The 10,631-nt window shown below is 63.5% G+C and carries 11 protein-coding genes and 1 tRNA gene; 3 read left to right on the top strand and 9 right to left on the bottom strand.

The window, feature by feature from the left end; translation table 11 throughout:
- Nucleotides 1-446 (bottom strand): NAD(P)/FAD-dependent oxidoreductase (locus tag VNW74_RS30570; protein ID WP_325683916.1); only part of this gene is annotated, 446 nt, incomplete at its 3' end.
- Between the two features lie 76 nt (nucleotides 447-522).
- Nucleotides 523-1,014 (bottom strand): YajQ family cyclic di-GMP-binding protein, encoded by a 492-nt coding sequence (locus VNW74_RS30565; RefSeq protein ID WP_325683914.1) that lies wholly within the window; start codon nucleotides 1,012-1,014, stop codon nucleotides 523-525.
- Nucleotides 1,015-1,097: 83 nt separating this feature from the next.
- Between VNW74_RS30565 and VNW74_RS30560 the strand changes: the two genes are divergently transcribed.
- Nucleotides 1,098-1,183, top strand: a tRNA-Tyr gene (locus tag VNW74_RS30560).
- 282 nt (nucleotides 1,184-1,465) lie between these two features.
- On the opposite strand, the gene VNW74_RS30555 is transcribed toward VNW74_RS30560, so the two are convergent.
- The 5 genes from VNW74_RS30555 to VNW74_RS30535 form a co-directional block, all read right to left on the bottom strand.
- On the bottom strand, nucleotides 1,466-1,996 hold the full coding sequence (locus tag VNW74_RS30555; protein WP_325683912.1) for a hypothetical protein: 531 nt from the start codon (nucleotides 1,994-1,996) through the stop codon (nucleotides 1,466-1,468).
- Nucleotides 1,997-2,279: 283 nt separating this feature from the next.
- Nucleotides 2,280-3,263 carry a cyclase family protein gene (locus VNW74_RS30550; protein ID WP_325683910.1) on the bottom strand — a complete coding sequence of 328 codons (984 nt, stop codon included), beginning with the start codon at nucleotides 3,261-3,263 and terminating at the stop codon, nucleotides 2,280-2,282.
- Nucleotides 3,264-3,650: 387 nt separating this feature from the next.
- Complete coding sequence (locus tag VNW74_RS30545; RefSeq protein WP_325683908.1) at nucleotides 3,651-4,412, bottom strand: SDR family NAD(P)-dependent oxidoreductase; 762 nt, start codon at nucleotides 4,410-4,412, stop codon at nucleotides 3,651-3,653.
- Complete coding sequence (locus VNW74_RS30540; RefSeq protein ID WP_325683906.1) at nucleotides 4,412-5,848, bottom strand: AMP-binding protein; 1,437 nt, start codon at nucleotides 5,846-5,848, stop codon at nucleotides 4,412-4,414. Before VNW74_RS30540 ends, VNW74_RS30545 begins: the two co-directional genes overlap by 1 nt.
- 339 nt (nucleotides 5,849-6,187) lie before the next feature.
- Nucleotides 6,188-6,817, bottom strand: coding sequence for a TetR/AcrR family transcriptional regulator (locus VNW74_RS30535; protein ID WP_325683904.1), 630 nt, complete (start codon nucleotides 6,815-6,817; stop codon nucleotides 6,188-6,190).
- A 375-nt stretch (nucleotides 6,818-7,192) separates the two neighbouring features.
- On the opposite strand from VNW74_RS30535, the gene VNW74_RS30530 reads away from it, so the two are divergent.
- Nucleotides 7,193-8,686: an NAD(P)/FAD-dependent oxidoreductase gene (locus VNW74_RS30530; protein ID WP_325683902.1), complete on the top strand. Its 1,494-nt coding sequence runs from the start codon at nucleotides 7,193-7,195 to the stop codon at nucleotides 8,684-8,686.
- Here VNW74_RS30530 and VNW74_RS30525 read toward each other — a convergent pair.
- Together VNW74_RS30525 and VNW74_RS30520 are read right to left on the bottom strand one after the other, a co-directional pair.
- On the bottom strand, nucleotides 8,635-9,219 hold the full coding sequence (locus tag VNW74_RS30525) for a peroxiredoxin-like family protein (RefSeq protein WP_325683900.1): 585 nt from the start codon (nucleotides 9,217-9,219) through the stop codon (nucleotides 8,635-8,637). The two genes, VNW74_RS30530 and VNW74_RS30525, sit on opposite strands and share 52 nt — an antisense overlap.
- 31 nt (nucleotides 9,220-9,250) lie before the next feature.
- Nucleotides 9,251-10,099, bottom strand: a complete 849-nt coding sequence (locus tag VNW74_RS30520; protein WP_325683898.1) for a TIGR03621 family F420-dependent LLM class oxidoreductase — start codon at nucleotides 10,097-10,099, stop codon at nucleotides 9,251-9,253.
- Nucleotides 10,100-10,169: 70 nt separating this feature from the next.
- Here VNW74_RS30520 and VNW74_RS30515 point away from each other — a divergent pair.
- On the top strand, nucleotides 10,170-10,631 hold a 462-nt coding region (locus VNW74_RS30515), incomplete at its 3' end, for a helix-turn-helix domain-containing protein (protein WP_325683895.1).

Raw genomic sequence — 10,631 nt, 5'->3', positions numbered from 1 at the left:
TAGTTGTAGTAGCCGGACCCGAAGAACACGAACCGGCCGCGGTAGCTCTTCTGCACGCCGTCCTGCTCGGCCGTGACGGTCCAGGTGTCGGTCGACGAATCCCAGTCCGCCGACCGGACGTAGCTGTTGAACCTGATGTGGCGGTCGATGCCGTACTTGCGCGCGGTGGCGGTCAGATATTCGCGGATATGCACCCCGTCGGCCACCCCTTCTTTCCGGGTCCACGGCTCGAACGGAAAGCACAAGGTGAAAATGCTGCTGTCGGAGCGGACGCCGGGGTAGCGGAACAGGTCCCAGGTACCGCCGATCTGCTCGCGCCGCTCCAAGATCACGTAGCTGGTCCCCGGGTTGCGCTCGGTGATGCGGTAGGCCGCGCCCAGCCCCGAGAAGCCGGCGCCGATGATGACGACGTCGACGTCTTCTGCGTCTTGGGGCGTCACGCTCATTGCGAACCTCGCTTCTCCCGCGCCGGTGCGGTGCTGATCACCACAATAGGAACCCGGCGGTTGATTGAGCGAGGCGCTACCGGTAGTTGACGAACTGCAGCGCGACGTCCAGGTCGGCCTGCTTGAGCATCGCGATAACGGCCTGCAGGTCGTCGCGCTTTTTGCTGGTGACCCGGACCTCCTCGCCCTGGATCTGGGTCTTGACGGTCTTGGGTCCCTCGTCGCGGATGAGCTTGGTGATCTTCTTGGCGTTCTCGCTGCTGATGCCCTGTTTGAGGGCGCCGGTGACCTTGTAGGTCTTGCCAGAGGCCTGCGGCTCGCCGGCGTCGAACGCCTTGAGGCTGATGTCGCGGCGGATCAGCTTCTCCTTGAACACGTCGACGGCGGCCTTGACGCGCTCCTCGGTGGAACTGGTCAGCTCGATCGCCTCCTCGCCCTTCCAGGCGATCTTGGTGTCGGTGCCGCGAAAGTCGAATCGGGTGGCCAATTCCTTTGCGGCCTGGTTGAGGGCGTTGTCGACCTCCTGGCGATCGATCTTGCTGACGACGTCGAACGATGAATCCGCCATTGGATCCGTTCCCTTTCCTGCCGATGTTGGCCGTTTTCGCCCCGGGTACATCCTCGTTGTACTCTTGCTACCCGTACCACACCGGCAGATTGCCCGAGCGGCCAATGGGAGCGGACTGTAAATCCGTCGGCTTACGCCTACCCAGGTTCGAATCCTGGATCTGCCACCAAGGTCAGAGGCTGTTTGTGGGCACCGCGCCCATTCGAACAAAGGGCGCGGTTGTCACGGATTGTCACAAGTGGCGCAGAACTGCGCGCGAGCCGCTCTAACCCGCGGCATCTCAGCGACCGTGGCCCGCGGCTATGGCGGATAGTCGACAGGTGTGCCGGCGAGCCAATCGGTCGGCACAAGGCACCGGCTTCAGCAGGCTATTGGTGACAGGTCTTTTGCAAAACTCGAGCTTCCAGGGTCGCCGGCATCGCCCTTTTGGTGCGGCTACTGGATTTGAGGTCTACCGGTCTGCATCGGCGCCCCTTGCGCCCCAGCTGATGAAGGCTGACTGCAGAGTATGCGCCCGCTCCTTGCGCTCGACTTTCGACTTGAAGACGTCAAGGTGTTCGCGGCTGGTCGATTCCTGTCGCCACCGTGCTTCGACGATGTAGTCATCGGTGTCGAAGCTCAGCGAACCGTCGATCTGCTCGTGGGCCAGGCTGTAGCTGAGGCGGGGTTCCATGTCGAACAGGACGAATAGGTCCGTCAACAGGACTTCGAACGCTCTGCCGCGTTGGCGAGGATCGTTTGAGCTGTGCATCGCCATGTATCGATCACGAAGGGCTCCGGGGTCGTCAGAGAACTGCTTGATCCCCGCTTGCTTCGCGGACTGCGCTTCCCGGGCAGCTGCTGACCGTTCTCGTGCTTCGGATTCCTCGCGGTAACGAGCTGTCAATGTTCGGAGCCGGCCGACGGCATCGTGGGCCTCCTCCAGGCGGAGAGCTCGATTATCGGCTTCTTTGATCGTCTCGACGTCTCGAAACCGCGTCATTGCGCCAACGTCGAGCACGAGGTTGATGGTCGTCTGCTGATAGGTGCTCTCGTTGGTGGCAAGCCGGCTGATCAGCGCATCGGCCGTTTCCCGTTTAGTCGCTCCATCGAAGTCGAGCCCCGCCAGTAGCTCCGGGTGGCTACGCAGCCCATCGCGCAGAAACGACTCGAAGGCCCGCTTATGTCACATGATTGCAGGCAGCGCATCGCGGAGCGCCTGGTAGGCCTGCGCCGAGATTTGCACCGGGCTCGCGGTCGTGATGGGTTTTGGCAGGTCGGCACGGTTACTTGATGGCCACCGCACTCATTGGTGAACCGGAGGCACCGGTCAGCGGCAGCGGTGGTGCGACGAACATGAACTCGTACACCCCGTCGGCCGCGCAGTGCTCGGCGAGCGCCTCGAGGTCGAAGATCTCCCCGATTGCCAGCCCCATGTGCACCAGCGCGACGATGTGCAGCGGCTGGAACATCTCGATCTCGTTCGGTCGGACCTCAAGTCCCCAGGTGTCGGAGACGACCGCGGCGACCTCGTTTTCGTACAACCACGGCGCGGTGTGCAACGACAGGCCGGGTGCCGGCCCGCCGGCATAATCGCCCCAGCGGCCTCGGCGGGCGCCGAGGAAGCCGGTGCGGACGATCACCGCGTCACCGGGCCGAATCTCGACGCCTTGGGCGGCCGAGACGGCCTCAAGTTCGGCGACGGTGATCGCGCGCCCGGGTTCGAGGGCATCCATCCGCGCCCATCGGGCTACATCGAGGAGCACTCCCCGCATGACGTACCGGGTGGTCCCGTGTTCGATACCGTTGCGGCCGGCGCCAGCGCAGCTCACCTCGGCCGCGGCGTACCCGTTGTACATCCGGCCCTCAAAGAAGACGTGCGAGAGCGCGTCCCACTGGGTGCCGGCCTGGGTCGGCATGATGACGACGTCGTCGGAGTAGCCCACGCCCCTCGCCGGCCCCCAGGCGCCGAGACTGTCCTGCGCCCCGCAGAGGTGGTCGGTGCCGGTGGCGGTCAGCAGTAGCTGGGGGTTGTGGCGAGTCCCGCCGACCTGGCAGCCCTGATCGTCGTACGGAAGGCTCATCGAGATCACCTCGCCGGTGCGCACGAGGGAGGCTGCCGCGCGGACCTGTTCGGGGCCAACGAAGTTCAGCGTCCCGATCTGATCATTCTCGCCCCACCGGCCCCAGTTGCTGTATCGCTCGATGTAGTCGCGCACCACATGCGGTACCGCGTCCGGCACGACCTCTGGTGTCACGTTATCGGTCATCTCTGGTGTGTCCTGTTCTGCTCGATGGTTTCCAAAACGCCGACGCCCCAGGGTGGGTTGGAGCGGGCACTCGGTGCGGTCCGGCCGGAGTTGCGTGCAATGGGCGCTCGGCGGTGCCCGCAAGGTCGTGCTGTCCAGCGGCGAGCGGAACCGATCCCGACTTGCGATGTGATCGGGTCGAACGGCGCGGCCCCGCAGTTCCTGCCGTCGGGGAGGAATTCGGCCTCGGTGCGGCAGCGCCCGTCGAAGGCGGTGGTGTCGTGCCGGGGAACGTTCGGGTATGTGTGGCGCACGCGCTCTGCGCTAGGCCAGCGCCCGTCGGCATCGCCCGGGGTCGTCATCCACCGCTCGTAACGTGGCGACGGCGGGAGAGTGCTTCTTCTCTCATCAATTTACGGTCACCCCTCCGTCGATCGTTATCACCGCACCGGTGATGAAACTCGATTCGTTGGATGCGAGGAAGAGGGCCAAATTGGCGACCTCCTCAGGCTCCCCAGGCCGCCCCATCGGCGTCGCGTCTAGATGCCTGGCCGACGCGGTCTCGCCTCGAAAGATGAACTCAGCCATCGGTGTCCGGATGAGACCGGGACATATCGTATTTGCCCGGATGTTATTTGGGGCATAGCTCAAAGCGAGCGCTCGGGTGAAACCAACAACTCCGCCCTTGGCCGAAGCGTAGGCATGCTGGGAGGAACCCAAGAATGGCCCCGCTACTGACGCTGCATTAATGATTGAGCCCTGACCGAGTTCGAGCATGCTTGGTAGCGCATGTTTGGTGACCAGGTAGGTCCCGCGAAGATTAACGGCCAAGGTCAGGTCGAATGCTTCTAGGCCGAGTTCATGGGTGACGCAGTCTCCCGCGCCAGCGGCCAGAGAAATGCCAGCATTGTTATAGACGACGCTGATTGGTCCGAACGCCTGTGTGGCGGCGGCGATTGCTGTCTGCACGGACCCTTCGTCGGCAACGTCGCACTGCACTGGGTACACCTGACTGCCCACCTGGTCAGCCAGGGTCTTAATTGCCTCACCATCTTTATCGGCCGCGACCACCCTGCAGCCCTCGCGGGCAAACGCCACAGCAGCTGCGCGTCCCATACCAGACCCGGCGCCGGTGATGAGCGCGACTTTCCCTTCCAACCTGAGCGTCACTATTTCCTCCTCAACATTGATGTAACCGGTAAACCGCGGTCCGGCAGCCAGGCACGGCAACCGCCACCCGGGCTGCGAAGGCCTGGTATGCAGGTCATCTCGTTCCAACTTTCGCTCTCTGGATCCACGCATCGTGGCCTGCTCTTCTGCGCAATCGCGACCGGCAGGTCTATTATGTTGTGCCGCAACCGCTGTCGAGCCAGATGACCGACGATACGGCCTAGTGGGTCGGTGCTTTCATACCCAGTACTCGCAATGCGTGCAGATCGCATTGATGTGCTGGTGCGAGGCCGGCTTTGGCGCTGCAAGAGAGGTAGCCTGGGCTCACCCCGAGAACAGCGGTCTGCTCGCCAGACCCGATCTGCCAGAGTCGGTTTGGTGTGGGATGGGTTGGGCTGCCGTCGTAGAGGACGATGTGTGCCCCGACGAGTAGTCCCGATACGGCGACGTTCCATACCATCCAATTGGTGCTGGTGTACCAGAAAAATGGCTGACTTGGGCCGAGGTCCAGATGCAGACCCAGAAGTTTTGTAATGCTCAAGAACGATGCCGCCGTGGCTGTGCACGATCCCTTTGGGCGTACCCGTCGTGCCCGACGAGAACAGCACCCAGAGGGGCGCGTTGAACTCGACGCGCTCTGCTTTCAGCTCCGCAGGTTCGGCTACCGCCTCCGCCCACTCGATATTCACACCGCCGCAGCACGTTTCGTGCGGCAGCTTGTCGGCGAGCGCCGAAGTGCCAAGGTGCGGTACGTGGACGGTGGCCCGCAGCGTCGGCAGTGCGCGCTGTAGGTCGGCGACCGCGCCGCCGCGCCGGTATGCCTTTCCGTTCCACCGGTAGCCGTCAGCTGCAAAAAGTACGACAGGTTCGAGTTGGGTGAACTTTGCGGCCGCGCCAGCGGCCGAGTAGTCCTGAGCGCAGCAGGACCAGATCGCCCCGACACTGGCTGTAGCAAGGAACGCGATGATCGTGTGGGTAATGTTCGGCAGGTAACCGACCACGGTGTCCCCTGGCCCCACTCCGACCGCACGCAGCCAATGAGCCAACGCAGCAACGTGAGCGCGCAGTTGCGCCCATGTGGTCCTGGTGGCGGCCCCATCTTCGGTGATGGCCGTGATCGCAACCTGATTGGCCCGCAGGGGGTCGGTTGCTGCGCGCAGCGCGTGCTCGGTGTAGTTCAGTCGTGCTCCGGGGAACCATCGAGTAGCTGGCATCGCCTCGTCGGTAAGTGCTGGTTGGCGATCACCATCGGCCTGAATATCAAAGAAATCCCAAACAGCAGACCAGAACGGGGCGGGATGGTCGGTTGACCACGTCCACAGATCCAGATAACCGTCGAACGATCGCCCAGTTGACGCTGAGATGCCGCACGCAAAGCGAGCAATGGCCGAGGCGCTGACCGCCTCGGGGGCGGGCCGCCAATTGGGGTCTGTCATAGCCCATGCCTTCCGGTTTGGGTAGTGCTTGCTGCGGGCCAGGCGATGAGAGCGCCGTCGACCGCCGCACCGTTGGCACCTTCAAAATTAATGCATGTTTCATTGCATTAAATATGTTCACGATAGACGCGGATGGTCGTTAAGGCAAGAGGGGCTGCGTCAGGCTTTCCGCGCTGTGCGCCGGCGTGCAGCACCGCGTAACCGGGAGGCGGGCACTGTGATTACTCGCCGATGAGCCAACGGTCTGGTCGAAGTCGCGGCAACCGGCACCCAGTGGGCCGAGACAGGATTCGCCGACCTGGCCCCGGCCGCGCTGGGCGGCCTTTGATGATGTCGGGCCTAGGCCTCAGCTCGGGGGCGGCGCGGAGCGCTGCCCCCGAGCGCCTGGATCATCAAATCAGCCAGACGATGGACAAGTTCGTTGTCGATCGGCTGATGGCTGACCAGGTAGCGAAAATGCAGCGGGGCACACAGCATCTCCAGTGCCATGGCACCGTCGGTCATCGCGCCGTCGGGCAGTTCACCACGCAATACGGCGCGATTGACAATGACACTGGCCAGCTGGAATCGGGCCTGAAAGTACTGAGTGCGGGCGTCGGCCATTGCCAGGTCATCCTCCGCTGGCGCGACCAGTGCTTGCGCCAGGGCCGCACCAAGCGGAGTGGTCAGGTACTGGGCGAGGTCGCGCGCGAAGGCGACAAGGTCGCCCCGCAACGAACCAGTATCGGGGATCGGCAGCTGCTGGTCCCCAGCCATTAACAACGCCTCGGTGACAAGCCGTTCGCGAGTGCCCCACCGACGGTAGATCGATGTCTCATGCACACCGGCGCGGTTCGCGACCTCAGCGACGCTGAACCGTCCCCATCCGAAGTCGGTCAACACCTCCATCGCGGCATCGAGCACCGCCGTGCGCACGCGTGCGGAGCGACCGCCGTAGCGACGGCGGACCGCGTTGTCTTGATTGCCCACCGCAACAGCATAACGCAGTAGGGCTTGTGTTACCGGTGCGAGCGAGGTGACATTAAACGCATGATGACTTGCGATAATGTTTCTCGAGGGAATGAGCGCGGGTAGATCACCGACGACCCAGCTTTGCCACAGAAGCGCGGTGTGCAGGCAACGCTGCAGGTTGCCGATCGGGTTGACGACGAACTTTGCTGAACGACGATCGCGAACTGAGGTAGAACACATGACCTACACCAATGACCCCGGCGCACGCAGGAGCGATAACTACCCGTCCCGGCTTGATATCGCATATGACACCGTTTCCGAACCCCATGTTATGGACAGTTCTTGGTGCGGGCGTGGCTCCTGTGACTCGCCTCGTGAGGCACAATTTCTTTTATGACCACAGGGCCGAAGAAGCCGACGGTGGCCATCGTCGGTGGGGGTCTCGGTGGGATCGCGATGGGCATCCAACTCGCCCACGGCGGATACGACTTCACGATCTTCGATCGCGGCGACGACTTCGGCGGGACCTGGCGCAAGAACACCTATCCGGGTGCGGCCTGCGACGTGCCCTCGCACTTCTACTCTTACTCGTTCGCACTGAACCCGCGGTGGAGCAAGACGTTCGCCAACCAGCCGGAGATCCTCGCGTATATCGAGAAGGTCGCCGCCGACTACCGTCTGGCCGAGCATCTGGTCCCGCGCACGCGCGTCACGACGTTGCGGTGGTCGGATGCCGATCAGCGGTGGACGCTGACCACCGAAGACGGACGGTCCCGCGAATTCGACATCGTGGTCAGCGCCGTGGGAATGCTGGACGTGCCGAAGATTCCCGACATCCCCGGCGCCAACCGATTCCGTGGCCGCGCCTTTCACTCGTCACACTGGGATCACTCTAAATCGACTGCGGGCGAGCGTGTTGCATCAATCGGCACCGGGGCAAGCGCGATCCAGTATGTGCCGGCGATCGCCGCAGACACCGCGCGTCTGACAGTATTTCAGCGGACGCCGATCTGGGTCTCGCCGCGGTACGACGAGCCGTTCACCCCGGAGCAGCAAGAACTCTTCGAATCCGACCCCGCCGAAGCGCTGAAGGTGCGCGATGCGGCTTACCAAGACTACGAGTCGGCAAATTTCGCCGTTGATTCCACAATGACCAAAGAGCTGACCGGCATGGCGCACAGCTATCTGCTTCGGAAAGTGACGGATCCGGAGCTGCGCGCCAAGCTGACCCCGACGTATCCCGTCGGCTGCAAGCGACCACTGCAATCGCGTTCCTGGTTCCCGACGTTCGCCTTGCCCAACGTGACGCTGGAGACCTCGCCCATCGTCGAGTTCACCGAGCGGGGTCTGCGCACGGCTGACGGCAGAGAGCATGATGTCGACACCGTCATCTACGGAACGGGCTTTCGCGCAGTGGATTTCCTCGGCAGCCTTGACGTGTACGGCCGCGGCGGGCGCCGGCTTCATGACGATTGGATCGACGGCGCCGAGGCCTACCTGGGCACCGTGGTGCCGGGCTATCCGAACCTGTTCACGCTTTATGGCCCCAACACGAACGGCGTTACCTCGATCATCTACATCCTGGAAGCGCAATCCGAATTCGTCCGTCGCGTTCTGGACGAGATGGGCGGCCGACGGCTTCAGTCGGTCGACGTCAAACAGCACGTCCACGACGCGTACAACGCCGAAATCCAAGCCGCTTTGGCCGGAACCGTGTGGGTTGCCAACTGCAACAACTACTTCCGTCATCCGAATGGCAAGGTGGTGACGCAGTTTCCCTACAACGGCCAGACGTTCGTCGAGCGGCTATCCCGCGTCGAGCTCGACGACTTCGACTACGAACCCGCTGCCGCGTCGAGTAATTCGTCGACCGACCACTGGTCATAGGCGTGGACGCCGTATTTGACGGCCGCAATGCGGCCGTCGCCGGTGATCAACAGATCGGCGGGCAGGCCGAGGTTGCCGTTGGTGGGCGCCAGCGGCAGCGGGGCTCGCCGCCGGGCAACTGCGTTGGCAATGGCATGGCGCCAGCCGCCGGGAAGGGCCCGCCATGCGTGCGGGTTGAGTACGGCCTTCGCGGACGCCTCGACGCCGAACCGTTGGTAGAGGAGCTTCTCTGGATCACCGATGACGGGAAACGGCATGTCGTCCTGATATTTGCGCAACTCGGTTGCGGTGGAATGAAAGAGAACGACTTCACGGACGCCCGCGGCGCTGATCTCCTCGCTACGGGCGATGATCGACCGCAGGTGCAGATTGCAGATCGGGCAGCCCGCGAAGCGACGGAATTGCAGATGGATCAATGCGCCGGCGGCATCGGGGATTGGGACGGTTTCGCCGGTGATCGCGGTGAGCTGCAGTTCCGGGAATCGGTCGCCGACGCTGACACGTGCGGCTGGAGTTTGGGTTTTGCGGACCATGAGGCCTCCTTCGTTAGTAAGGGATTTGGTGTCAGCGCACGGCGGCGACGAGTTTTTCCAGGGTGTCCCAGGAGGTGCCGGGGGTGGCGTTGACGGTGAAGTAGCTGATGCCGAGGTTCTTGTGGAGGCGGTGAATGCGCTCGGCCGCTTCGTCAACCGTTCCGTCGAGCAACGTTGTCCAGCGACGCATTTCGGACTCGCTGGCGTCGGGCGTGACCAGCTTCAGGATGGACAGGTCGCTGGGATCGTCCATGGAGACCTGAAAGAATCCGAACGACAATTCGATGTCGTTGCTGCGTGCACCGGCTTGGTCTTTGACGAAAGCGACGCGTTCGGCCAGGTCGGCCTCGGTCCCCGTGGACGCGATCGCGACGATGTCAGCCTGTTGCGCAGCCATCGTCAGCAGTTTGTCGCCGTTGCCGGCGACCATGATCGGCGGCGGAGCTTGCACCGGCGGCGGGATGTGACCGGGGTCGGACAACAATCGACGGATCTCGGTGACGTGGTTGGTGAGCCGTTTCACCCGTTCGCCTGGGCTGGGGAACGGCAGGCCGGCGGCGACGAATTCGTCTTCGACGTAGCCGGTGCCCAACGAGACGATCAGCCGTCCGCCGGTTGCCGAGTCCACGCTCGCCAGGTCCCGGGCCAGCAGCGCGGGCCGGTAGAACGCCGCGTTGAGGACCAGATTGCTGACCTGGACGGTGGGTGCGGCTTGGGCGATGGCGACCAGTGGCACCAGCGGCGCGGTGAAGCCCAGATGATCGGGTAGCAGTATCACCTCGAAGCCGATGGATTCGGCTCGCCGGGCCTGGTCGATCATTTCGGAGACCGGTCCCTGACCCAGCAGAGCCAGGCCCAGTTTGATCGGGCGAGTTGTCATGAGAGTGTCCTTTCAGTTGCGCAAGCCAAGTTCGTCGTACCATCAGTATGGTCAATGTCACAGGAGTCCGATGAATTCCCGTCCGGCGAAAAAAAGTCGTTACCGGTCACAGCTGCGCACGGAGCAGGCCGCGGCCACCCGCCGGCTGGTGCTGGACGCGGCGACCCGGCTGTTCGTGGAGCGTGGATATGCGGCGACGTCCATCGATGCGATCGCCGAAGCCGCGGGTGTCGGTCGCTCGACGGTGTTCGCCGCGGCCGGCGGCAAGTCATCCCTGCTGAAAACCGCCTACGACCGCGCGATTGTCGGTGACGACGAGCCGGTGCCACTGCTCCAGCGTCCGGCGGCGCGCAAGCTGTTCGAGATGAGCGACCCGGCCGAGATCATCGTCGGGCATGCGCGCATCGTCGCCGAGGCAGCCGAACGGGTCTCAGCGATCTGCGAAGTGATCCACTGCGCGGCCGGATGCGACCCGGAGGTCGGCGAGCTGTGGGCGCAAATCGGTCGGGAACGCCTCGCAGGTGCGAAGGCT

This window comes from Mycobacterium sp. (assembly GCF_035570115.1).
GTDB lineage: Bacteria > Actinomycetota > Actinomycetes > Mycobacteriales > Mycobacteriaceae > Mycobacterium.
The sequence above is the reverse complement of the archived record's forward strand: the minus strand, read 5'-3'. Positions and strand labels throughout refer to the sequence as shown.

Bases quoted from the DNA above. Each gene is read 5' to 3' on its own strand.
- VNW74_RS30565 (WP_325683914.1), bottom strand. From the start codon at position 1,014: ATGGCGGATTCATCGTTCGACGTCGTCAGCAAGATCGATCGCCAGGAG.
- VNW74_RS30555 (WP_325683912.1), bottom strand. From the start codon at position 1,996: ATGACGCGGTTTCGAGACGTCGAGACGATCAAAGAAGCCGATAATCGA.
- VNW74_RS30550 (WP_325683910.1), bottom strand. From the start codon at position 3,263: ATGACCGATAACGTGACACCAGAGGTCGTGCCGGACGCGGTACCGCAT.
- VNW74_RS30540 (WP_325683906.1), bottom strand. From the start codon at position 5,848: ATGACAGACCCCAATTGGCGGCCCGCCCCCGAGGCGGTCAGCGCCTCG.
- VNW74_RS30530 (WP_325683902.1), top strand. From the start codon at position 7,193: ATGACCACAGGGCCGAAGAAGCCGACGGTGGCCATCGTCGGTGGGGGT.
- VNW74_RS30525 (WP_325683900.1), bottom strand. From the start codon at position 9,219: ATGGTCCGCAAAACCCAAACTCCAGCCGCACGTGTCAGCGTCGGCGAC.
- VNW74_RS30520 (WP_325683898.1), bottom strand. From the start codon at position 10,099: ATGACAACTCGCCCGATCAAACTGGGCCTGGCTCTGCTGGGTCAGGGA.